The organism is Burkholderia sp. ABCPW 111, from assembly GCF_000773065.1.
Classification (GTDB): Bacteria; Pseudomonadota; Gammaproteobacteria; order Burkholderiales; family Burkholderiaceae; genus Burkholderia; species Burkholderia savannae.
Window position 1 is genome coordinate 43,790 of record NZ_JPWT01000003.1, and the last position, 21,835, is coordinate 65,624.

Annotated in this window: 20 protein-coding genes; 11 read left to right on the forward strand and 9 right to left on the reverse strand. The window is 69.0% G+C overall.

What is annotated here, in order from left to right; translation table 11 throughout:
- Positions 1 to 3 precede the first annotated feature (3 nt).
- Both X946_RS03135 and X946_RS03140 read left to right on the forward strand, forming a co-directional pair.
- On the forward strand, positions 4 to 864 hold the full coding sequence (locus X946_RS03135) for a CmcJ/NvfI family oxidoreductase (RefSeq protein ID WP_038743993.1): 861 nt from the start codon (positions 4 to 6) through the stop codon (positions 862 to 864).
- A 756-nt stretch (positions 865 to 1,620) separates the two neighbouring features.
- The gene (locus tag X946_RS03140; protein WP_038744173.1) at positions 1,621 to 3,006 is read left to right on the forward strand and encodes an amino acid permease; all 1,386 of its coding nucleotides are present in this window, start codon (positions 1,621 to 1,623) and stop codon (positions 3,004 to 3,006) included.
- A gap of 513 nt (positions 3,007 to 3,519) precedes the next feature.
- Here the strand turns inward: X946_RS03140 and X946_RS03150 are convergent.
- Positions 3,520 to 3,762, reverse strand: coding sequence for a helix-turn-helix domain-containing protein (locus X946_RS03150; protein WP_038743998.1), 243 nt, complete (start codon positions 3,760 to 3,762; stop codon positions 3,520 to 3,522).
- Between the two features lie 150 nt (positions 3,763 to 3,912).
- On the opposite strand from X946_RS03150, the gene X946_RS03155 reads away from it, so the two are divergent.
- The gene (locus tag X946_RS03155; RefSeq protein WP_038744001.1) at positions 3,913 to 4,203 is read left to right on the forward strand and encodes an H-NS histone family protein; all 291 of its coding nucleotides are present in this window, start codon (positions 3,913 to 3,915) and stop codon (positions 4,201 to 4,203) included.
- 365 nt (positions 4,204 to 4,568) lie between these two features.
- Here X946_RS03155 and X946_RS03160 read toward each other — a convergent pair whose 3' ends face one another.
- From X946_RS03160 to X946_RS03170, 3 genes are all read right to left on the reverse strand, one after another.
- Entirely contained in the window at positions 4,569 to 5,885 is a 1,317-nt protein-coding gene (locus X946_RS03160) for an acyl-CoA dehydrogenase family protein (protein ID WP_038744003.1), read from the reverse strand.
- A 466-nt stretch (positions 5,886 to 6,351) separates the two neighbouring features.
- Positions 6,352 to 6,849 (reverse strand): DUF6632 domain-containing protein, encoded by a 498-nt coding sequence (locus tag X946_RS03165; protein WP_038744175.1) that lies wholly within the window; start codon positions 6,847 to 6,849, stop codon positions 6,352 to 6,354.
- Between the two features lie 123 nt (positions 6,850 to 6,972).
- On the reverse strand, positions 6,973 to 7,857 hold the full coding sequence (locus X946_RS03170) for a metal-dependent hydrolase (RefSeq protein WP_038744004.1): 885 nt from the start codon (positions 7,855 to 7,857) through the stop codon (positions 6,973 to 6,975).
- A 585-nt stretch (positions 7,858 to 8,442) separates the two neighbouring features.
- Between X946_RS03170 and X946_RS03180 the strand changes: the two genes are divergently transcribed.
- The 3 genes from X946_RS03180 (at position 8,443) to X946_RS03190 (ending at position 11,805) form a co-directional block, all read left to right on the forward strand.
- Complete coding sequence (locus tag X946_RS03180) at positions 8,443 to 8,787, forward strand: DUF3088 domain-containing protein (RefSeq protein WP_038744008.1); 345 nt, start codon at positions 8,443 to 8,445, stop codon at positions 8,785 to 8,787.
- A gap of 116 nt (positions 8,788 to 8,903) precedes the next feature.
- Positions 8,904 to 10,250, forward strand: coding sequence for an LLM class flavin-dependent oxidoreductase (locus tag X946_RS03185; protein ID WP_038744010.1), 1,347 nt, complete (start codon positions 8,904 to 8,906; stop codon positions 10,248 to 10,250).
- A 583-nt stretch (positions 10,251 to 10,833) separates the two neighbouring features.
- Positions 10,834 to 11,805, forward strand: a complete 972-nt coding sequence (locus X946_RS03190; protein ID WP_038744011.1) for a nucleoside hydrolase — start codon at positions 10,834 to 10,836, stop codon at positions 11,803 to 11,805.
- A 43-nt stretch (positions 11,806 to 11,848) separates the two neighbouring features.
- On the opposite strand, the gene rbsK is transcribed toward X946_RS03190, so the two are convergent.
- Positions 11,849 to 12,781 carry a ribokinase gene (rbsK, locus tag X946_RS03195; RefSeq protein WP_038744013.1) on the reverse strand — a complete coding sequence of 311 codons (933 nt, stop codon included), beginning with the start codon at positions 12,779 to 12,781 and terminating at the stop codon, positions 11,849 to 11,851.
- 94 nt (positions 12,782 to 12,875) lie between these two features.
- On the reverse strand, positions 12,876 to 13,037 hold the full coding sequence (locus X946_RS34910; protein ID WP_161788629.1) for a hypothetical protein: 162 nt from the start codon (positions 13,035 to 13,037) through the stop codon (positions 12,876 to 12,878).
- Positions 13,038 to 13,101: 64 nt separating this feature from the next.
- On the opposite strand from X946_RS34910, the gene X946_RS03200 reads away from it, so the two are divergent.
- The 3 genes from X946_RS03200 to X946_RS03210 all read left to right on the forward strand — a co-directional run bounded on the left by X946_RS03200 (position 13,102) and on the right by X946_RS03210 (position 17,806).
- Positions 13,102 to 13,587, forward strand: coding sequence for a hypothetical protein (locus X946_RS03200; protein WP_038744015.1), 486 nt, complete (start codon positions 13,102 to 13,104; stop codon positions 13,585 to 13,587).
- Between the two features lie 263 nt (positions 13,588 to 13,850).
- A complete protein-coding gene (locus X946_RS03205) occupies positions 13,851 to 15,542 on the forward strand; it encodes a VRR-NUC domain-containing protein (protein WP_038744017.1) in 1,692 nt (563 codons plus the stop codon).
- Complete coding sequence (locus tag X946_RS03210; protein WP_038744019.1) at positions 15,539 to 17,806, forward strand: ATP-dependent DNA helicase; 2,268 nt, start codon at positions 15,539 to 15,541, stop codon at positions 17,804 to 17,806. The genes X946_RS03205 and X946_RS03210 overlap by 4 nt, the downstream gene beginning before the upstream one ends.
- 97 nt (positions 17,807 to 17,903) lie before the next feature.
- Here the strand turns inward: X946_RS03210 and X946_RS36000 are convergent, their stop codons facing one another.
- The 3 genes from X946_RS36000 to X946_RS03215 form a co-directional block, all read right to left on the reverse strand.
- Positions 17,904 to 18,038 carry an HHHH-motif protein gene (locus X946_RS36000; RefSeq protein WP_226377308.1) on the reverse strand — a complete coding sequence of 45 codons (135 nt, stop codon included), beginning with the start codon at positions 18,036 to 18,038 and terminating at the stop codon, positions 17,904 to 17,906.
- Between the two features lie 79 nt (positions 18,039 to 18,117).
- Complete coding sequence (locus X946_RS33075) at positions 18,118 to 18,411, reverse strand: hypothetical protein (RefSeq protein ID WP_161788630.1); 294 nt, start codon at positions 18,409 to 18,411, stop codon at positions 18,118 to 18,120.
- Between the two features lie 37 nt (positions 18,412 to 18,448).
- Complete coding sequence (locus tag X946_RS03215; RefSeq protein WP_038744020.1) at positions 18,449 to 19,357, reverse strand: LysR substrate-binding domain-containing protein; 909 nt, start codon at positions 19,355 to 19,357, stop codon at positions 18,449 to 18,451.
- Between the two features lie 198 nt (positions 19,358 to 19,555).
- Here X946_RS03215 and X946_RS34915 point away from each other — a divergent pair, with 198 nt between their 5' ends.
- A complete protein-coding gene (locus X946_RS34915; protein ID WP_038744022.1) occupies positions 19,556 to 20,902 on the forward strand; it encodes a branched-chain amino acid ABC transporter substrate-binding protein in 1,347 nt (448 codons plus the stop codon).
- 22 nt (positions 20,903 to 20,924) lie between these two features.
- Entirely contained in the window at positions 20,925 to 21,833 is a 909-nt protein-coding gene (locus X946_RS29465; protein ID WP_081989324.1) for an L-2-amino-thiazoline-4-carboxylic acid hydrolase, read from the forward strand.
- Positions 21,834 to 21,835 lie beyond the last annotated feature (2 nt).

A 21,835-nucleotide genomic window follows, 5' to 3' on the forward strand; every position in this document is an offset into this window, starting at 1 on the left:
GCGATGAGCACAGTCATCGAACAGCGGCCGCTTGTGCAGGAAGGCGGCGAGATCGAAGCGGAAGTCAACTATCTGGCGAAGGGCGTCGCGCGCCCGGTGGCGTACACGTTCGAGCCGCCGCCCGGCACGCCGTGGGCGACGGGCGAGCTCGCGCCGCGGCGCGTGAAGATTCGCGACGCGCGGCCGCTCGCGGCGGCGGGCGCGCTCGGGCTCGATGCGAGCGGCTTCGAGCTCGTCGCGCATCGCAGCGCGCTCGCGGATTTTGCCGACAACGCGGCGATCCGCTCGCGCTACTACGCTGAAGTCGACGCGCTCCTGCGCGCGGCGACGGGCGCCGAGAAGGTCGTCATCTTCGATCACACGCTGCGCGACAGCGCGCAAGGCTCGCGCGCGACGGCCGCGCTGCGCGAGCCGGTGCGGCGCGTGCACAACGATCAGACGTTCGTATCGGCGCCGCGCCGCGTGCGCGATCATCTGCCCGCGGACGAAGCCGAGGCGCGCTTGCGGCACCGCTTCGCGATCGTCAACGTGTGGCGTCCGCTCGACGTCGTCGAACGGCTGCCGCTCGCGCTATGCGACGCGCGCACGATCGCGCCGGACGATCTCGTGCCGAGCGATCTCGTCTATCGCGACAAGGTCGGCGAGACGTATTCGGTTCTCGCGAATCCCGCGCATCGCTGGCTCTACTTTCCGCGGCTGCGCGCCGACGAGGTGCTGCTGCTGAAGATCTACGATTCGCTCGACGACGGGCGCGCGCGCCTCACCGCGCACACCGCGTTCGACGATCCGACGACGCCCGCGACCGCCGCGCCGCGCCGGAGCATCGAGGTGCGCGCGCTCGTGTTCTGGCCGGCGGCCGCGTGAGCCGAGCGGCAAGCGGCCTGCGGCGGCGACGCGGCGAATAGCGCGGGGCCTCGGTCGGGCTGCCGGCGCACATTGCGCTTGCGACGCGCGTCGGCGGCGCGCGCGGGGCGCGGCGCGGCGCATGGCGCACATGGCGGGGCGGGCCCGCCAAGCGCCGGCCGCCAAGCGCCGGCCGCCGTGCGCCGCCGCACCGCAAGCCGCCGCCGCACCGCAAGTCTGCCGCGGCATCGGCCGCATCCTCGGCCATGCGCGCAGCGCAGCGTGCGCATGGCCGCCTTGCCGCTCGCACGCGGCACAAACGGCTGGCGGCGAGCGCCGTATTCTTCATATAATTACCGCTGCATTTCGGCCGGGCGTGCAATGTCGATCCGGGCGTCGGCGCGTCTTGCGTCGCTTGTCCGATCGTCGTCGATTGCCCGCTTCAAGCAAAGCGAACGCGCGCGTGCGACACGCGCGTTCGTCGATGCGCGTGCGGCGCGGCGGCGGCGCATTGCTTCGACGCGACCCGAAGCGGCTTCCGGCGCGTGTAGCGATACGTGATACGCGAGCGATTCGCACCGCCGAGCCGCATCGTTGCGATCGTCGGCGCGATTCGGCTTCGACGCCGATGCGATCACGGATCACGGATCGCGTGCGCGTTCATCGGAGCCGGCGCGTCGCGCCGTCTTCGCGCAGCGGCCCGCGGCGGCGCACGCAACGGTCTTTCCTCGACACGAACATGACAGCGGCACACTCGCGCGCCGCCAGGAGACATCGGTGACTTCACAAGACGAACGGCTGCACCGCGGCCTGGAGGAGCGGCACATCAACCTGATGGCGCTCGGCGCGACGATCGGCGTCGGGCTCTTTCTCGGCTCCGCCTCCGCGATCCGCGCGGCCGGCCCGGCGATCCTGCTGACCTACGTCCTCGGCGGCATCGCGATCTTTCTCATCATGCGCGCGCTCGGCGAGATGGCGATCGACAATCCGGTCGCGGGCGCGTTCAGCCGCTACGCGCAGGACTACATCGGGCCGCTCGCCGGCTATCTGACGGGCTGGACCTACTGGTTCATGTGGATCGTCACGTGCATGGCCGAAATCACGGCGGTCGGCGTCTACATGCACATGTGGTTTCCCGGCGTGCCGAACTGGATCTGGACCTTCGCCGCGCTGATCGTGATGGGCGCGGTGAACTTCATCGCGGTGAAGCTGTACGGCGAATTCGAGTTCTGGTTCGCGCTGATCAAGATCGTGACGATCGTGCTGATGATCGCGGGCGGCGGCCTGATGATCGTCGCGGGCGTGGGCAACGGCGGCGTGCCGACCGGCATTTCGAACCTGTGGGCGCACGGCGGCTTCATGCCGAACGGCTGGTCGGGCGTCGTCGACGCGCTGCCGATCGTGATGTTCGCGTATCTCGGCGTCGAGATGCTCGGGCTGACGGCGGGCGAGGCGCGCAATCCGGAGAAGTCGCTCGCGAAGGCCGTGAATTCGGTGTTCTGGCGCGTCGTGATCTTCTACGTCGGCGCGCTGTTCGTGATCATGTCGATCTATCCGTGGAACCAGATCGGCACGCAGGGCAGCCCGTTCGTCATGACGTTCTCGCGGCTCGGCATCCCGGCCGCGGCCGGCATCATCAACTTCGTCGTGTTGACGGCCGCGCTGTCGTCGTGCAACAGCGGAATCTTCAGCACCGCGCGGATGCTGTTCAATCTCGCCGAGCAGGGGCAGGCGCCCGAGCGGCTCGCGTCGGTGAACCGGCGCGGCGTGCCGGTGCAGGGCGTGCTGATTTCGGTGGCGCTGCTGTTCGTCGGCGTCGCGCTCAATTACTATGCGCCGCAGAAGGTGTTCGTGTGGCTCACGTCGGTGTCGACGTTCGGCGCGATCTGGACGTGGTGCGTGATCCTGATCGCGCAACTGCGCTTTCGCCGCCGCGTGCCGGCGGAGCGCCTTGCGCGGCTGCCGCTGCGCGTGCCGCTCTATCCGGCGTCGTCGTTCGTCGCGCTTGCGTTTCTCGCATTCGTCGTCGTGCTGATGGCGTTCTCGCCCGACACGCGCGTCGCGCTCGTGATCGGGCCGCTGTGGATCGTCGCGCTGACCGTGTACTACTACGTGAGCCAGGCGGGACGGCGCGCTCAGATGACGTCGCCGACGGACGGTTGAGCGCTGCAAGGCGCTGGCCGACGGCGGACGACGAGAGGCTGCGTGCGCCTGCCGTCGATCGCGGCGGGGCGTTCGTCGTCGATTCGGCGGGCCGGTGCGCACGTGAGCGCGTGTGGCGGCGCGTCACGTCGGCACGTGCCGGTTCCATTGGAATTTCATTTTCCGCTTCGGATGGGGGCGCGTTTCGCGTATTGCGGGCGCTTTCGATTTCGCCGCGTGAGGTGCGATGTGGCATGCACTGGCGTGCGAGCGATTTGGTGCGCGATTCCGCGCGCGGCGGCGCATGCCATGCCGGCCGGCCGCAATGGGAACGCGACGAAAACGACGCAAGAACATCCGCGTGCGACTCACTTCGCGCGCCATGCATGCTGCGAACCCGCGCGATTCATGGGTGCGATACGCGATGCGACGGAAGATGGAAGATATGCGAACGAGCGCACCGACAAACGAAGCGACGAACGCCGCGCGGGATTCAAATCGCTTCAAATGGCGCGCTGAAGCCGCCCCCTTCATTCAGACGCCGGCGTCGATTAATTCGGATACCGCGAGGTTCGGCTCGACGCCGCAATGACGACACCAATCGAGATAAAGGAGAATATCGACATAGCGTTCCCCGCGTTCGATCTTGGAGAGATAGGACTGGTCGATGCTCAGGCGCTCGGCCAATTGCGTCTGGGTGAGACCCGCCGCTCTTCTCAACGCGCGCAGATGCGTGCGCAGAACGACATAACGAGGGTGATGAATGGAAGGGAGCATGGGCGAATGCTCCCTGCTGAATCCAAATAGTCCACCTTGGCCTAATTGGGCTATGATAGCTGAAAACTGACTTCGGCACTATTCAACATAACAACATGGTATTCGATTGTCGGTCGAAAAGAGGCAGTGGAATCATACGGGGAAATGGTAATGGCAACATACAAGGAATTGCTTGCCCAATTGGATGATTTGAAGCATCAGGCGAAGACCGCGCGCGCGGTCGAACTGCCCGATGTGCTCGTCGAGTTGCGTAGAAAGATCGACGAGTACGGCCTCACGCAAAAGGACCTGTTCCCGCCTCGTCTCGGCCGGCCAAAGAAAGAGGACTTGCTGCCGAAGCCGCGCTATCGCGATCCGGAGACGGGCGCGACGTGGACGGGACGCGGTCGAGCCCCGGCGTGGATCACGGGGCAGGACCGCGATCCGTTCCTGATCGATTAGCGTGCTTACTGCGATCGCACGCGGCGAGGGTCGCGGGCGAACCGGTTGCGCGGCATTCGCTGCCGCCGGTTCGTCGTGGCTCGTCTGCGTTCGTGCGTTCGCGAGTCGTACGTTCTTGTGATCGTCGGCTCACGCGATCGCCGATTCGTGCGCAATGTGCGTTTGAATGTGCGCCGCCCGTGCGGCGTCGCGGCAGGTTTCGATCGCCGTGACGCGCTGCGCGGCCGGGTATCTTCATCAACACGGCGCGCGTTCGATCGTCGTCGTTCGTCTTGTTTGAAACGATCGAAGCGCGCCGAACCGATATCCATTGTCATGTCGGCCGCCGCGCTCGCGCCATGCGACGCGGCGCGACGGCGCGGGCGTCAACGCGCGGCGTCCGTCCGTGCGACCCCGAAGCGCTCGTTGTGTCCGACGCCGTTCAGATAGTAATTGCCGATCACCGCTTCGCGGGCGGCCGCGGGATTATGTGAGGCGAGCACGCGCGCGTTGCGCCAGTGGCGGTCGAAGCGGCGTGTCTCGCTCGTCGCCGATGCGCCGCCCACTTCGAACAGCAGCGTCGCGGCCTCGAGCGTCTGCGCGAGCACGATTTGCTGCGCCTGGAACGCCTGGATGTCGACGCGCACGTACGCGTCGTCGGTCGCATTGCCGTTCGCGCGCGCGGCGCTGACGTCGTCGAGCGTGCGCGCGATCGCCGCGACGATGCTCTGAGTCGAATAGGCGAGGCTCGCGAGCCGCCCGATCACGCGCTGCACGAGCGGATCGTGACGCGGGCTCGATTCGCCCGGCACGCCGAACGTGCGCGTGCGCTCGCGCGTGAACGCTACCGCGTCGCGCAGCACCGCGCGCGAGATGCCCGCGAGATTCGCTAGGTGCAGCGTCTGGAAATACGCGGTCAGCAGGCTGTTGGTGCGCGGCGCCGACGCGTCGAAGCGGCGATAGATGTTGTCGGGCTCGACTTCGACGCGCGTGAAGCGCGTCGTGCCGCTGCCCGTCAGGCGCTGGCCGAAGCCGTCCCAATCGTCGATGCGCTCGACGCCGGGCGTGTCGGCCGGCACGAGCACGCGCAGGTCCGTGTCGCCATCGTTCGCGGTCACGTCGATCCAGTCTGCATACAGCGTGCCCGTCGTGTAGTACTTCTCGCCGTCGAGCACGAGCCTGCCGTTTTCGCGCGACAGCCGCACCGTGTTGCTCGTGACGGCGCTCCGCTCGGCCGTCGCGCCGCCGACGATCGTTCCGCGTGCGATGCGTGCGAACCAGCGCTCGCGCAGCGTGGCTTCGGGGCTCTCGTGCAGCATCTCGACGAAGCCGCCGTGCACGCGCAGGATCTGCGGCAGATTCGAATCGGCTTCGCCGAGCCGCGCGATCAACGCGAAGAACGGCGCGAGGCCGATGCCGCCGCCGCCCGCGGCGCTCGGCACGCGCAGCTTCGTGAAGCCCGCGTCGCGCAGCCATTCGACGGGCTCGTACGGCAGGTCGCGATGCTGATCGCGCGCGACCGCGCCCTGCGCGATCCGATCGAACACCGGCGCGAAGCGGCGGATCAGCGGATCGTCGTCGAACAGGAGGGCGGCGTCGGCGGTCGCGCGTTCGTGCGTGTCGGCGTGGGGCGTGTCGGCGTGCTGCCGGGCGGCGGGCGTCGCGGCGCGCCGCAGCGTGAAATCGGGCGTGGAGATGGCCATCGAAGGTCCTGGCGGGATGTGGGCGCAAAAAAAGACGTTAAACGGAGCGAGCCCGCCCGGACAACAAACGATTCATGCGATGCTTATGCGGCCGAGCGGGTTCGCGCGACGGCGTGCGCCGTTCGACGTCGCCGCGCGACGAGCGTCGCGCGGCGATCGACGCGGTGCCGGTTGACGCGATGCGCATCGGCGCTGCCGTCGCGTCTCGCGACGGCGCGCACGGCATGATGCGCACGGCATGATGCGCACGGCATGATGCGCACGGCATGATGCGCACGGCATGATGCGATGCGATGGAAGCGCACACGGCGGAGTTCCCGTAATCGTTCGTACGCGTGCACGAGCCGCAAATCACAAGCCGGCAACGACAAACGACAAACGACAAACCGCAAACCGCAAACCGCAAACCGCAAACCGCAAACCGCAAACCGCAAACCGCAAACCGCAAACCGCAAACCGCAAACCGCTAACGACCGACCTTCGCAACCAGCCGCTTCGCCGCCTTGCTCCGCGCGGGAATCCACGTGGCGGCGAAGAGGGCGAGCGCGAACCAGCCGAGCGCGACGTCGCCGACGAGATGGATGAGCTCGCCCGGCATCATCAGGCCTTGCACGAACATCAGGCCGAAGTGGGCGGCATTCGCGACGACCGTGAAGTCGAGAAACAGCCGGTGCTCGAACGGATCGTTCGCGGCTTCCCACAGGAAAATGCCCCACACGACATAGACGGTGGAGATCATCAGTTCGTAGTGCTCGCCGCCGCCGTGCACGCCGCCCCAGCGCACGAGGCGCATCACCAGAAGGCCGATCGGATCGCCCGCGATCTGATGGTCGATGCCGAGCAGGATCGTGACGATCGCCGCGCCGAAGAACAGAACGAAGGCCGCGCCGAGCAGGCGCGTGATCAGCGAGAGCCATGGGGAGGCTTGCGGCCGGTCGTGCTGCCGGGTCGAAGTCGAAGGCATGAAATGCACTGTCCGTGTGAGATTGATCGACGCGAGCGCGCCGACGCACGGTCGAAGCGCTCGCGCTTGCAAAAGGCGCGGGCCGATCGCCGATGCGCGACGCATCGGCGATGCGCGCGGCGTTCAGCTTGCTTGTGCCGTCATCGGATGCAGCGGAATGCGTCGCGGCGCGGCATTCGCCGCGTATCGCGCGTTGCTTGCGTCGATGTTCTCGAGCAGCCGGTCGAGTTGCGCGAAGTGCCTGCGATTGTCGTGTTGCCACGGGTGGAAGCCGGGCTTGAAGTACGCGAGCGTACTCGGCGTCAGACGGATGAGGCCTTTCACGAAGAACCGTGCGAACGCCCACTTACCGGTGACCTTGCCGTGCATTCGCCGGTGCGCGTTCATGAACGCGATGTGGAAATAGAAATTCGTTCCCCAGAACACGGCGCTCGTCATCAGCATCGAGCCGACGCGCATCAGATAGCGCGTCGGGCCCGGCTTCATCACCGCGTTCCACACGTCGAACGCGACCGCCTTGTGCTCGGTCTCTTCCATCGAATGCCAGAGCCACATGTTCGCGTACGCGTCGGCCGAGTCGTGGAAGTGCTCGAAGTTGCTGAGTAGCATGTCGGTCATGATCGCCGTGTAGTGCTCGAACGCGATCGTCTGCGCGAGCCGCAGCGGAGGCGGCAATATCTTCCACATCAACTGCGTGAACTTCCAGAAGCCGCGGTCGAGCCGGTGCGCGGGATAGCCGGCAGCCTCGGCGACGTCGTTGAACTCGACGTGCTCGCGGCTGTGCATCGCCTCCTGTCCGATGAAACCCCGGACTTGCTCCAGCAGTTCGGGGTCCTGAATGCGATCCCGGTAATGACGAACCGAATCGATGAAAAAGCGCTCTCCCGCGGGAAACATCAGCGACAGCGCGTTGAAGTAGTGCGTGTTGGCCACGCCGTTCACGTGCCAATCGCCGATGCGATCGGGCGGGAGGGCGAAGCGAACGTCACGGCGGATTATGGCTGACATCGGGTCTCTCCATGTTTTGCGAATCAGCGGCGCGTCCGCATCGATTGAGCGATCACGGGCGGACGCGAGCGGTCGAGCCGTCCGCGTTCCGTTCGACGCAATGCGGCGGCTCTTTAAATAACGATCGTTATGGAATGAACGCTACGCCGCGATTTGATCGTTGTCAACTGAGTCATTGTTCAATGTATTGATTGAGGCGTGCCGGGCGACGCGATAAGACAAGCCGGGCGCGGGCGGGCGGTTGGGGGGGAGGGGAAACGCGAAGCCGGCGGAGCGCGGAGATCCGCGTGCGCCGGATGCGTTGTGCATCGCCGCATCGCCGCGCGGCGCGACGCATCCCGGCACGCCGCGCCGCGTTGAGTCATATTGCGATGCGGCAAGGCGCGCCGCCGCGGCGCGCCGCCGCGCGTCGTGCGGCCTCTTGTTGCGCCGCGCGAGGTGCCCGCGCACCGGCGACATCGCCGCCGCCCGCTTAGCGCCGCCGCGCATAACGATTTGCGGATAAATTCGTGGCGACGCGCATCCGATCGGCACAGAATCGCCGGCATTCCCAACGACATGCCTCGCGAGCGAGGCCGACCGCCGATGAGCCGAGATCTGTTGCTCCTGCTGGAACCCGGATTCGCCGATCCCCAACACCCGGGCGAGCGTTTCGTCTGTCCCGGCAGCGTGCCGATCGAAGGGCTGCTCGCGAGCGATCCGTCGAGGCAGGCGCGCCTCGACATTCGCCGGCTGCCGTTCGCGCGGCCGCGCGAGGCGGCGATCGCCGCGCTCGACGCCGAGCATCAGGGCCTGCCCGTGCTCGTGTTGGGCGACGACGCGCCGCCGCCCGACGACGCGCTCGCGCTCGGCGACAAGCGCTTCGTCACCGATTCGCGCCGCATCCTGGAGCTGCTCGCCGAGCGGCACGGTTTTCCGAAACTGCACTGAGCGGCCCGGCGGCCGGATGCCGACGCGGCCTCGGTCGCCTTGCCCGCGGCCCGGCGCGGCATCGGCCCGCGCATGCCGCCGCCGCATTGCCGATTCGCCGCCGCCCGACTTCATCGATGACGCCGATCCTCAAACAGCCGTCGCGCCGCCAGCTGCATCTGAACGTCAACATCCTGCATTCGGGCTTCGTGCCGTCCGCATGGCGGGTGGACGACGCCGATCCGCGCGCGTTCGTCGACGTCGCGCACTACGTGCGCGTCGCGCGGATTGCCGAAGCCGCTAAGTTCGACGCGGTGTTTCTCGCGGACAACGCGTCGATCGTCGATCAGATCGACTTCCGTCCGATCACCGCGCTCGAGCCGACGATCCTGCTCGCGACGATCGCCGGCGCGACGACGCGCATCGGCCTCATCGGCACGGCGTCGACGAGCTACAACGAGCCGTTCAATCTCGCGCGCCGCTTCGCGTCGCTCGATCACGCGAGCGCCGGGCGCGCCGGCTGGAACATCGTGACGACGGCCGATCCCGGCTCCGCGCGCAACTTCGGCCTCGACGCGGTGCCCGATCATGCGCAGCGCTATGCGCGCGCGGCCGAGTTCGTCGAAATCGTGAAGGCGCTGTGGGACAGCTGGGACGACGACGCGCTCGTCGCCGACAAGGCGAGCGGCGTTTTCGTCGATACGGCCAAGGTGCGGCCGATCGCGCATCGCGGCGCGCATTTCCGCGTGCGGGGGCCGCTGAATCTGCCGCGTCCGCCGCAAGGGCATCCGGTGCTCGTGCAGGCGGGCGGCTCGGCCGACGGGCGCGCGTTCGCCGCGCGGCACGCGGAGGCGGTGTTCTGCGCATCGCAATCGTTCGACGAGGCGCTCGGCTACGCGCGCGAGCTGAAGGCGGCCGCCGCCGGGCTCGGTCGCGGCGACGTGAAGGTGCTGCCGGGCTTGACGACGATCATCGGCGCGACCGAGGCCGACGCGCTGCGCCGCCGCGACGCGCTCGTCGACCTGATCCCGCTGCGCTACGGGCTGAACCGGCTCGCGGGCACGCTCGGCGTGCCGGTCGAGCGGCTCGCGCCCGATGCGCCGCTGCCGGACGATCTCGCGCTGCCCGACGGCGGCAACGGCAACCACACATTCTTTCACGCGACGCTTGCGAGCGCGCGGCGGCATCGCTACACGGTGCGCGAGCTGTTGCGCGAGATGGCGGGCGGCGGGGGGCACCGGGTGATCGTCGGCACGCCCGAGCAGATCGCCGACGACATCGCGCACTGGTTCGAAGCCGGCGCGGCCGACGGCTTCAACCTGATGCCGGACGTGCTGCCGGGCGGCCTGCAGGATTTCGTCGACGGCGTGGTGCCGATCCTGCAGCGGCGCGGCCTCTTTCGCACCGAATACGAAGGAACGACGTTGCGCGACCATCTCGGCCTGCCGCGGCCGGAGCGAGAGTGTGCGTCTGAGCGTGCGTGAGGTGTGTGAGGCGCGCCGGTTCGATCGGCGCGCGCGACGCCCGCGCATGCGATCGCATGAAGCGGCGCGATTCGCTCGGCGGACGAATGCGCGACCGAACCTGAACGGGATTCGACACCGCTTGATACCGCTCGATACGGCTCGATACGGCTCGATACGGCGAGTCGAGTCGAGGCGATTCGGGCGATTCGCTTTCCCGCCGCATCCGGCCGGACCCGCAGGCAAAAGACGTGCCTCAGAGCGCTTCCGAACGCCTCGCCGATTCCACGCTCCGGATCACGCACGACGTCGCTCGCATCGCCGATGCGCCGAGCGATCGCGGGCGGCGCGCGGCGCAGCGCAAAGCCGGCGCGCCGCAAAAAGCCCCAAGGAAACGCTGATTAAAGACCAGATTCACGCTACTGAGCACGACCCGACAAGGGTTTGCGGGGCTGCGAGCGATCAAATCAGTGTTGCCCCAACACAATGATTTGCTGGGTTGTTAATTCGTTGTATTCGCGCGTCCAAGACGACAGCACGGGTATCATTCGACGCTTCCCACCATCGCGCGGCGGTTTCCTGTCGCGCCCACGACGAGATACCCATGAGCCTGCACAAGATCATCTACGATACGGACCCGGGCGTCGACGATTCGATGGCGCTCGTGTTCCAGGTGCTTCATCCGGACATCGAACTGCTCGGCGTGACGAGCGTGTTCGGCAATGCGACGATCGACACGACGACCCGCAACGCGCTCTATCTCGCGGGCCGCTTCGCGCCCGGCGTGCCCGTCGCGTGCGGCGCGGCCGCGCCGCTGCGGCGGCCCGCGCCCGAGCCGCTCGGCGGCATCCACGGCGACGACGGCCTCGGCAACACGGGCCTCAGCCAGCCCGTGGACGTCGCGCGCGCGCCGAACCTCGACGCGCGGCCCGCGCATCGCTTCATCATCGACACGGTGCGCGCGCATCCGCACGAAGTCACGCTGCTCGCGGTCGGCCCGCTGACGAATCTCGCGCACGTGCTTGCCGAGGCCCCCGAGGTCGCGACGCTCGTCAAGCAGGTCGTCATCATGGGCGGCGCATTCGGCACCGCGGGCGTGCTCGGCAACGTGTCGCCCGCCGCCGAGGCGAACATCGCGGGCGATCCGGACGCGGCGGACATCGTGATGTCGGCGTCGTGGCCGCTCGCGGTCGTCGGGCTCGACGTCACGCAGGCCACGATCATGACGACCGACTATCTCGCCGCGCTGCGCGACGACGCGGGCGACGCGGGCCGCTTCGTCTGGGACGTGTCGCGCCATTACGAGGCGTTTCATCGCGCGAGCGCGGGGCTCGCGGGCATCTACGTGCACGATTCGTCGGCGGTTGCGTACGTGGTCGCGCCGCAGCTGTACAAGACGCGCACGGGCCCCGTGCGCGTGCTGACGAGCGGCATCGCGGCCGGCGAGACGATCCAGAAGCCGTCGACGATGACCGTGCCCGCGCCGGACTGGGACGGCCGGCCGCCGCGCGACGTGTGCGTCGGCGTCGACGCGGACGCGATGCTCGCGCTCTATCGGAAGACGCTCGTCGGCTGACGGGCCGCGCGCCACCCGCGCCGCCCGCGCCGCCCGCGGTCCGTCAGGCGTCGAAGCCGATCGTCTGCAGGAAGCGCTCGAACGTCGCCGCGTCCGCGTAGGACTTCTGCGTGCCGAGGCCCGTCACCGAATGCGCGGCGTACGCGGACGCGAGCCGCATCGCGGCGGGCGCGTCGCCCGTCGCGACGTAGTGGCGCGCGAAGCAGCCGATGTATGCGTCGCCCGCGCCCGTCGTGTCGCGCGCGTCGGCGGCAACGGGCGGCACGCGCACGACGCCCGTGCGCGACACGAGGAGCGAGCCTTTGTCGCCGAGCGTGACGATCACGTTCTTCAGCCCGCGCTCGACGAGCGATTCCGCCGCGCGCTCGATCGCGTCGGGAGAGTCGGTCGGCATGCCCGACACGAGCGCGAGCTCGGTTTCGTTCGGCACGAGGAACTCGAGCTTCGCGAGCCGCGCGAAGTCGAGGCCGGGCGCGCCCGGCGCGGGATTGAGCAGCACCGGGATGCCGCGCGCGGCGGCGAAGTCGATCGCGTAGTAAACCGTATCGATGTCGATCTCGAGTTGCAGCACGACGAGGCGGCTCGCCTCGATCTTCGCGGCGGCCGCGTCGATGTCGGCCGGCTTCAGATGCCGGTTCGCGCCCTTGACGATCAGGATGCGGTTGCGTGAATCGGGGCTCACGAAGATCGGCGCGACGCCGCTCGACACGCCGGGCACGCGGCGCACGTGCTCGGTGTCGATGCCGGCGCGCTCGAAGTTGCGCAGCGTGTTGTCGGCGAACAGGTCGTCGCCGACCTTCGACACCATCACGACGCGCGCGCCCAGCTTCGACGCGGCGACCGCCTGGTTCGCGCCCTTGCCGCCGCAGCCGAGCTCGAAGTTCGGCGCTTCGAGCGTTTCTCCGTCGGCCGGCATCCGCGTGACGTAGGTCACGAGGTCGACCATGTTGCTGCCGATTACGGCGATCGTCTCCATCTGCTGTGTCCTCGGAAGTGAAGTGTTGTCGTGTTCGACGGGTGAGCGCGTGCGGTCGCCCGCATCCGAATGGAATCACATCGGGCGCGCGCGCTCAATCGTCCCGGCGACCCGGCGAGATCGACGAGATTGACGAGATCCGCGCGATCCGCGAGATCGACGCCGCATCCGCGCGGCAGCCCGTTTGCTCGCGCGAGACCCGAAAGACGTTTCGGTTTCCGACATCTTTACGCTCGCGCAGCGCGCGCAGGGACATTCGCGGTGCTCGGCGCATCGGCTGATATAGTGGCGCCCTTTGTTGCCGATGTCGTTGTCAGCGTATGAATAAGTTGTCGCTCCCGCTCAAATGGCCGTTTGCATCACTGATCGTCGTTCAGGCGGCGACGAGCTGGGCGAACGGACCGCATCCGCTCGATGCGGCCGCCGTGTCGTCGCACACGTTCACCGCGAAGGAGATTGGCCGCTCGACGGCCGATGCACGTAGCTACGGATCGCCCGTGACTTCGGTGTTCGGCGAGGCGAAGGGCGCGTCGCGTTCGTTCGAAGCGACGCGGGAAAACGGTGCGGGCGCAGCCGGCTTCGCCGACGAGCTCGGTGCGGCCGAGCGCCGCCAGCGGCTCGCGGAGGAAGACCGGGCCGCGCAGCGATTGCGCGATTCGCGATACGACGGGCGCGGCCGATGGCCGAGCCAGGCTGTGCCGTCCGGGATGCCGAGCCGTCCGGACATCGCGATCGAAAAACCCGTGCCGGGCGTCGTGTGCGCGAGCGGCACGGACAACTCGATCGGGTGCAGCAGGGGGTTCTGAACGCAGGCGCGGCATCGGGCGCGCCCGCGGCGCGCGTCGCGTAGCCGCGTGTCGTTGCTCGTTGCGCCGAGCTGCGCTGCGTCGCTGGCGGGCTTCGTCGCGCCAGGAGGGCGAGCGCATCGCGTGTGCGTGAGCGCGACGCACTGCGCGCACGCGCGGCGGGCCGGCCGTGCGCTATCATCTGCGAATCCCTTGTTCGGTCATGGCCTTTCCGTCCCCGTAATCGGGCGAGCGCCACCGGCCGTCCGTCATCGCCGAAGCCCGTGCCGCCCGATTCGTCGTCTCCTCCCGCGTTCTATTACCTGTCGAACTTCGAGCGCGCGCTCGCGTGGCTCGTCGAGCGCTACGACGACGTGCTCGACGCCGACGAGCGCGCGTTCGTCGCCGCGTTCGGCGCGCTGCCGCGGGCGTCGCGCGCGCTGCTCGTGCGCATGCTGATGCGCAAGGGGCCGGTCTTTCGCGCGAGCAAGCTCGTTTATGACGAGATCGGCTGTCCGCGCGCGGCCGCGGCGCCGCTCGCGGAGCTCGGCTGGATCGATCCGGAGCCGCCGCTCGCGCTCGACGAACTGTTCGCGCTCGCGACGAAGCCCGAGCTGCGCGGCGCATTCCCCGGCGCATCGGCGGGCGGCGCGATCCGCAAGGCCGACTGGCTCGACGCGCTGCGCGCGAGCCACGAAGGCGCGCGCCCGTGGGCGCAATGGCTGCCGTCGATCGACGATCGCGTGCTGCGCGTGACGGTCGGCGCGCTCTGCGACCGGCTGCGGCTCATGTTCTTCGGCAACCTGCATCAGGACTGGTCGGAGTTCGTGCTTGCCGATCTCGGGCTGCTTCAGTACGAGACGGTCGCGTTCGAGCCGTCGTCGCGCGCGTTTCAGCGGCGCGACGATGTCGACGCGTATCTGCAACTGCACGCGTGCCGCGAGCAGCTCGATCTGTGGCCCGGCGACGCGCCGCTCGCACCCCTCGTCGCGGTTGCGGCCGGGATCGACTGCGGGAACGCATGGCTCGCGATGCGGCGCGCGAAGCTGACGTTCGCGATCGGCCAGGCGTGCGAGCGCCGCGCGGATTGGGACGGCGCGCTCGCCGCCTATGCTTCGAGCGCATGGCCCGGCAGCCGGCAGCGTCGCGTGCGCGTGCTCGAACGCTGCGGGCGTTTCGACGCGGCGCTCGCGCTCGCCGACGACGCAATGCGCACGCCCGAAAACGACGCGCAGGCGCAGCAGATCGCGCGGATGCTGCCGCGGCTGCGGCGGCGCGTCGGCCTGCCGGCCGCGCGCGCGACGATCGCGCCGGCGATTCCGCGCGACTGCATCGAACTCGCGCCTCCGGGCGCGCCGTATCCGGTCGAATATGTCGCGCGCGATCATCTGAGCCGCGCGGACGCACCCGTCTTCTACGTCGAGAACGCGCTGATCAACTCGCTGTTCGGGCTCCTGTGCTGGGAGCCCGTGTTCGCCGCGGTGCCGGGCGCGTTCTTCCATCCGTTTCAGCGCGGGCCGGCCGATCTGCATGCGCCCGACTTCCGCGCGCGCCGCGCCGCGCAGTTCGACGCATGCCTCGCGCAACTCGACGGCGCGCAATACCGCGACACGATCCGCCGGCACTACGCGCAGAAGATGGGCGTGCAGTCGCCGTTCGTGTTCTGGGGCGCGCTCGACGACGCGCTGCTCGAGCACGCGCTCGCATGCCTGCCCGCCGAGCACCTGCGGCTGTGGTTCGAGCGGCTGCTCGACGACGTGCGCGGCAATCGCTCGGGGCTGCCCGATCTCGTGCGCTTCTGGCCCGGCGAGCGGCGCTACGAGCTGATCGAAGTGAAAGGGCCGGGCGACCGGCTGCAGGACAACCAGATTCGCTGGCTCGACTACTGCGTGCGGCACCGGATGCCGGTGCGCGTGCTCGACGTGCGCTGGGCGGACGCCGCGCCGGCGCGGAAAGGCGAGGAGGCGCTCACGTGAGGTACGTCGTCGCGGTGCGCGCGATGTGCGAGTTCACCGCGCGCGAAGGTGATCTCGATCTTCGCTTCACGCCCGCGCCGAGCGCGCTCGAAGGAATCGCCGGGCACGTGACGGTCGCATCGCGGCGCGGCGCCGGCTACGAGAAGGAGATCGCGCTCGCGGGCGAGCATCGCGGCCTCACGGTGCGCGGCCGCGCGGACGGCTACGATCCGGCGCTGAACCGCGTCGAGGAGATCAAGACGCACCGCGGCGATCTCGACAGGATGCCCGCGAACCAGCGCGCGCTGCATTGGGCGCAGGCGCGCGTGTACGGGCATCTGCTGTGCGAATCGCGCGGGCTCGCGCAGCTGACGGTCGCGCTCGTCTACTTCGACGTCGGCACGCTGCGCGAGACGGTGCTGACCGAAGCGCACACGGCCGCGACGCTGAAGGCGTGCTTCGTCGAGCAGTGCGAGCGCTTCGTCGAGTGGGCGGCGCGCGAGGACGCGCATCTCACGGCGCGCAATGCGGCGCTGCGCGCGCTCGCGTTTCCGCACGCGCGGTTTCGCAGCGGGCAGCGCGAGCTCGCGGTCGCCGCGTATCGCGCCGCGCGCGACGGCCGCGCGCTGCTCGCGCAGGCGCCGACCGGCATCGGCAAGACGCTCGGCACGCTGTTTCCGCTGCTCAAGGCATGCGGGGAGGCGCACCTGGACCGGCTCTTCTTCCTGACCGCGAAGACGCCCGGCCGCGCGCTCGCGCTGGATGCGGCCGACACGCTGCGCGCGACGGCGGGCGGCGCGCTGCCGCTGCGCGTGCTCGAGCTCGTCGCGCGCGACAAGGCGTGCGAGCATCCGGACGCCGCGTGCCACGGCGAATCGTGTCCGCTCGCGCGCGGCTTCTACGATCGGCTCGCGGCCGCGCGCGCCGCCGCGCTCGAACACGGCCGGCTCGATCGGGCGGCCGTGCGCACGGCCGCGCTCGCGCACGACGTCTGCCCGTACTATCTCGCGCAGGAGCTCGCGCGGTGGAGCGACGTCGTCGTCGGCGACTACAACTACTACTACGACGGCAGCGCGCTGCTGCACGCGCTCGCGCAGCAGAACCAGTGGCGCGTCGGCGTGCTCGTCGACGAGGCGCACAACCTGCTCGACCGCGCGCGCGGCATGTACAGCGCGGCGCTCGACCAGCGCGAGATCGCCGCAGTCCGCAAGCTCGCGCCCGCGCCGATCGCGAAGGCGCTCGAGCGCCTGAACCGCGAATGGAACGCGCTCAATCGCGAACAGGCGGCCGCGTATGCGGTGCACGCAGGCGTGCCGCCGCGCGTGCTGTCGGCCGCGCAGAATCTGGTCGGCCGGTTTTCCGAGCTCGCCGCGCAATCTCCGCTCGTGTTCGACGACGCGGTGCTGCGCTTTTGCTTCGACGCGATTCACTTCGTCGCGCTCGCCGAGCAGTTCGACACGCATTCGATCTTCGACGCGACGCGCGTGCGCGCGAGCGCGCCGCGTCGCGGCGCAAAGGCATCGATCCTGTGCGTGCGCAACGTGATCCCGGCCGATTTCCTCGCGCCGCGCCACGACGCCGCGTGCGCGACCGTGATGTTCTCGGGCACGCTGAGCCCGTTCGATTTTTATCGCGACACGCTCGGGCTGCCGGGCGACACGGGCTTGCTCGACGTCGAGGGGCCGTTTCGCGCCGAGCAGTTGACGGTGAAGGTCGCGTCGCACGTGTCGACGCGCTGGCGCGACCGCGAGCGCTCGCTCGAGCCGATCGTCGAGCTGATCGCCGCGCAGTACGCGGCGCGCCCGGGCAATTATCTCGGGTTCCTGAGCAGCTTCGAGTATCTGCAGCAGGTCGTCGCGCGGCTGCGCGAGCGCCATCCGGCGCTGCCCGTCTGGGAGCAGGCGCCCGGCATGGACGAGGCCGCACGCGACGCGTTCCTCGCGCGCTTCGAGCCGAACGGGCGGGGCATCGGCTTCGCGGTGCTGGGCGGCGCGTTTTCGGAGGGAATCGATCTCGCGGGCGACCGGCTGATCGGCGCGTTCGTCGCGACACTCGGCCTGCCGCAGGTCAACGACGTCAACGAGGAGATGCGTCGCGCGATGGACGCGCGCTTCGGCTGCGGCTACGACTACATCTATCTGTTTCCGGGGCTGCGCAAAGTCGTGCAGGCGGCGGGGCGGGTGATCCGCACCGAGCGCGACGAGGGCGTCGTGCATCTGATCGACGACCGGTTCCAGCGCGGCGAGGTGCGCCGGCTGCTGCCGCGGTGGTGGCGGTTGAGCTGACCGGCCGGATGGCGGAGCCGCGCGCGCGGCGCGGCATCACTGTGTCCGTTTGGGGCCGGCCGGCGACGTCGTGCGTCGGCCGGCCCGACGGCGGCGATCAACGCACCCAGTGGCACACGCGATGGTGGTGGTGATCGAAGCGGCACGCGCGATGCGGATGCGCTTCGGCCGACGGCACGAGCGCGGCGAGGGCAACGGCGGCGACGAGCGCCGACATCAGCAGGTTCTTCATGTTTCGGTCCTTTTCCCGAGCGAATGAGCGTGTGGCGGAGCGGTCGCGCCGCACGCCGTCGCGCGACCGCTGACGGCCATCATACGAACGCGCGCCGTTTCACATGTAATGAGTTGCTACGGCCGATGACGGATCGAGCAAGCGGTAATCGACGGAAAGAAAACCGCCGCGCGGCTCGGCTGTCTTGCGAATTGGAAGGCTCGGCCCGCTCGCTCGGCGGCCGGGCCGGCCGGCGAGCCGGCCCGCTGGCCCGGTTGCATCCGTCGTTTTCGGCGACGCCGGTGTTGGCCGTGACGCGGTCGCCGATCGCGCCGATCGCGCCGATCGCGCCGATCGCGCCGATCGCGCCGTTTGAGCCACGTGAGTCATTCAAGTCATTCGCGCGTCGCGGCTCGCGTCGTCTTTCCCGCTCACGTCGCCCCGCGCGCGCCCATCGACCGCCGCAGCCAGTCGGCGAGCCGCTGCGCGCCGTCAGGCAGGTCCGCGTCCGCGCGGGTGCACAGGTAGTAGTCGCGTCCGTCGTCGAGCGTGTGGTCGAACAGCTTGACGAGTTCGCCGTTCAGCAGTTCCCGCTCGATCAGCGGCGTGCGCAGGAGCGCCGCGCCGAGCCCCGCGCGCGTCGCGGCGAGCGTCAGTTGGCCGTCCTCGAAAAGCGGGCCGACCGCGTGCGTGACGTGTTTCACGCCCGCGCCCTGAAACCAGTTGACCCACGCATTGCGATCCTCGTCGTGCACGAGCGGCGCGAAGGCGAGATCGGCCGGCCGCCGGAACGGCCCGTGGCGGCGCGCGAACGCGGGGCTGCACACGGGCGCGACCGCGCCCGACAGCAGCCGCTCGCAGCGGTAGCCGCGCCAGTCGCCGACGCCGAAGCGGATCGACAGATCCGACGCGTCGCTCAGGTAGTTGCGGTGGTGCGCGTACAGCACGGTGACGTCGAGGTCCTGATTGTCCGCGAGGAACGCGTGCAGGCGCGGGATGAACCAGCCGATCCCGAACAGCGGAATCAGGCTGATCGTGATCTGCCGCAGCGACGAACGGTCGCGAACGAACCCGGTCGCGCTGCGCAGCACCGAGAACGCCGCGCTGATCGACCGATAGTAGTCGCGTCCCTCGTCGGTGAGCGCGAGCGTGCGGCCTTCGCGGACCGTGAGCGGCGTCTGCACGAAGGACTCCAGCAACTGAAGCTGATGGCTGACCGCGGACGGCGTGATGTCGAGTTCGGCCGCGGCGGCCGTGACCGAGCCGACGCGCGCGAACGCTTCGAACGCGCGCACGGCGCGCAGCGGCGGATCGTTGATCAATCGTTCGATATTTTTCATGAATCGAATTTTATCGAATCATATTTCGTTGCGGAAATGAAAAAAGTTGACTTGAATACAATGCGTTACCAAGTACGCGCGGTATCGGCATAAGTATCGAACAATTGAATATTTGCGGCCATTGAAGACGAATATTTAATATTTTTCATGTTTGGCGCGCGTTTTTATTCCCCTTCGATCCTCAGGTCCCGCTCTTCGATGAAATTCCCTGTCATGTTGTCGCTCGGCGCCGCGCTGTCGGCCGCCGCCATGCTCTCCGCGTCCGCCGCGCAAGCGGCGGCGCCTGTCCAGGCCAACCCACCCGCGCAGCCCGCCCAATCCGTGCCGCAAACCGTGCTGATCGGGCTCGCCGCGCCGCTGACGGGCCCCTCCGCGCGAATCGGCAAGGATCTGCAGAACGGCGCGCAGCTCGCGCTCGACGACGCGAACAGCCGCCATCCGACGGTGGGCGGCAGGCCGGTCGTCTACAAGCTCGTCGCGGTCGACGACCAGTCCGACCCGCGCACCGCCGTGACGGTCGCGCAGCAGCTCGTCGAGCGGCGCGTGATCGGCGTCGTCGGGCACTGGAACACGGGCTGCAGCGTGCCGGCGTCGCGAATCTATCGAGACGCCGGCATCGCGCAGATCGCGCCCGCGTCGACCGGCCGCCAGTACACGCGGCAAGGCTATCCGACCGCGTTCCGGATCGTGGGCCACGACGACGCGAGCGGCGCATACGCGGGCGCGTACGTCGTGAAGACGTTGCGCGCGAAGCGGATCGCGGTGATCGACGATCGCACCGCGTTCGGCGCGGGGCTCGCGGATCAGTTCGCGAAGGGCGTCGAGGCGAGCGGCGGCGCGATTGTCGATCGCCAGTACGTGAACGACAAGACGACCGATTTCAGCGCGGTGCTGACGGCCGTCAAGGCCAAGCGCGCGGACGTCGTGTTCTTCGGCGGCCTGGACGCGCAGGCTGCGCCGCTCGCGCGGCGGATGCGCCAGTTGAAGCTGAGCGCGACGCTCGTCGGCGCGGGTGGTTTCGTCACGCAGACGTTCCTGTCGCTCGCGGGGCCGGACGGCGACGGCGTGACCGCGCTCGAGCCGGGACTGCCGCTTGCGCGGATGCCGGGCGGCGCGGCGTTCGACGCCCGCTATCGCGCGCGCTATCACGCGCCGATCGAGCTGCACGCGCCGTTCGCGTACGACGCGGCCGCGACGCTGATCGCCGCTGCGGAGCGCGCGAACTCGACGGACGCGGCGCGTCTGCCGGCGGTGCTGCACGTGCTGCGGCGGCAAGGCGTGACGGGCGCGATCGCATTCGACGCCGAAGGCAATCTGCGGGACCCGGCGTTCACGATCTACCGCGCGGGCGGCGGCAAATGGACCGCGGTCGACGTGCTCGGCGGCGCCGGCGCCGCGGCCGGCTCGGCCGGCATGGCGTCGAAGACGGCGAGCCTGCCGAATGCGTCGGTTGTATCGGCGACATCGACTGCATCTGCCGTATCTGCCTCATCGACAGCATCGACCGTATCGACCGCATCGACAGCATCGACAGCATCGAAATAACATCGAACCAGGAGACATGCTGATGACGATCATCCCCATTCATCCGGTCGCAGGCGGCGCGGCGGACGACGAGCCGCTCGGCATCCTCGCGCGGCGGCGCATCGAAGCGCAGATCATCAAGCCGATCTACGAGATCATGAAGCGCGAATTCGGCATCGAGCGCGCGCAGGCGGTGATCGCGGAGGCGGTGCGAGGCGCGGCGCTCGACGCGGGGCGCTCGTTCGCCGCGAAGGAGCCGGGCGGCACGAGCATCGCGTCGTTCGTCGCGCTGCAGGTGCTGTGGGAGAAGGACGACGCGCTCGATGTCGACGTGCGCCGCGCGGACGACGCGCATTACGACTACGACGTGCGCCGCTGCGCCTATGCGCAGATGTATCGCGAGATGGGGCTGGGCGAGATCGGACATCTGCTGAGCTGCGCGCGCGACAGCGTGTTCATCGAGGGCTACGACCCGCGCATCGAGCTGACGCGCACGCGCACGCTGATGCAGGGCGGCACGCATTGCGATTTTCGGTATCGGATGACGGAGCCGGCGCGCGGCGAGACGGGAAAGGCCGGCGAGACGGGAAAGGCCGGCGAGGCGGGAGAGGCGGGCGAGGCGCGAGAGGCGGGAGGGGCGCGAGAGGCGGGAGAGGCGCGAGAGACAGGCGAAATCGAGGCGGCGCGTGAAGCGAGTGGCGTGGCGCGAAACGCAACGGCGGCGCCGGGCGACGTTTCCGGCGACGGGCGCGAAGCGCGGACGCCTGTGCACGAGTCGGCGGTGCGGCCGGACCCTTCGCCAGCCCCTTTGGCGGAATCCCGGACGGAATCCCGGCCGCCCGGCGACGCGCCACCGGGGCCTTCGTCGCTGTCCGCGTCCGATCGGGACGCCGCCGCATCGCCGCTCACCGGCGCGCAAGCGAAGCCCGAGGCGAGCGATGCGACGCGGTGAGG

Bases quoted from the DNA above. Each gene is read 5' to 3' on its own strand.
- X946_RS03135 (WP_038743993.1), top strand. From the start codon at position 4: ATGAGCACAGTCATCGAACAGCGGCCGCTTGTGCAGGAAGGCGGCGAG.
- X946_RS03150 (WP_038743998.1), bottom strand. From the start codon at position 3,762: ATGCTCCCTTCCATTCATCACCCTCGTTATGTCGTTCTGCGCACGCAT.
- X946_RS03155 (WP_038744001.1), top strand. From the start codon at position 3,913: ATGGCAACATACAAGGAATTGCTTGCCCAATTGGATGATTTGAAGCAT.
- X946_RS03160 (WP_038744003.1), bottom strand. From the start codon at position 5,885: ATGGCCATCTCCACGCCCGATTTCACGCTGCGGCGCGCCGCGACGCCC.
- X946_RS03165 (WP_038744175.1), bottom strand. From the start codon at position 6,849: ATGCCTTCGACTTCGACCCGGCAGCACGACCGGCCGCAAGCCTCCCCA.
- X946_RS03170 (WP_038744004.1), bottom strand. From the start codon at position 7,857: ATGTCAGCCATAATCCGCCGTGACGTTCGCTTCGCCCTCCCGCCCGAT.
- X946_RS03180 (WP_038744008.1), top strand. From the start codon at position 8,443: ATGAGCCGAGATCTGTTGCTCCTGCTGGAACCCGGATTCGCCGATCCC.
- X946_RS03185 (WP_038744010.1), top strand. From the start codon at position 8,904: ATGACGCCGATCCTCAAACAGCCGTCGCGCCGCCAGCTGCATCTGAAC.
- X946_RS03190 (WP_038744011.1), top strand. From the start codon at position 10,834: ATGAGCCTGCACAAGATCATCTACGATACGGACCCGGGCGTCGACGAT.
- rbsK (WP_038744013.1), bottom strand. From the start codon at position 12,781: ATGGAGACGATCGCCGTAATCGGCAGCAACATGGTCGACCTCGTGACC.
- X946_RS34910 (WP_161788629.1), bottom strand. From the start codon at position 13,037: ATGTCCCTGCGCGCGCTGCGCGAGCGTAAAGATGTCGGAAACCGAAAC.
- X946_RS03200 (WP_038744015.1), top strand. From the start codon at position 13,102: ATGAATAAGTTGTCGCTCCCGCTCAAATGGCCGTTTGCATCACTGATC.
- X946_RS36000 (WP_226377308.1), bottom strand. From the start codon at position 18,038: ATGAAGAACCTGCTGATGTCGGCGCTCGTCGCCGCCGTTGCCCTCGCC.
- X946_RS03215 (WP_038744020.1), bottom strand. From the start codon at position 19,357: ATGAAAAATATCGAACGATTGATCAACGATCCGCCGCTGCGCGCCGTG.
- X946_RS34915 (WP_038744022.1), top strand. From the start codon at position 19,556: ATGAAATTCCCTGTCATGTTGTCGCTCGGCGCCGCGCTGTCGGCCGCC.
- X946_RS29465 (WP_081989324.1), top strand. From the start codon at position 20,925: ATGACGATCATCCCCATTCATCCGGTCGCAGGCGGCGCGGCGGACGAC.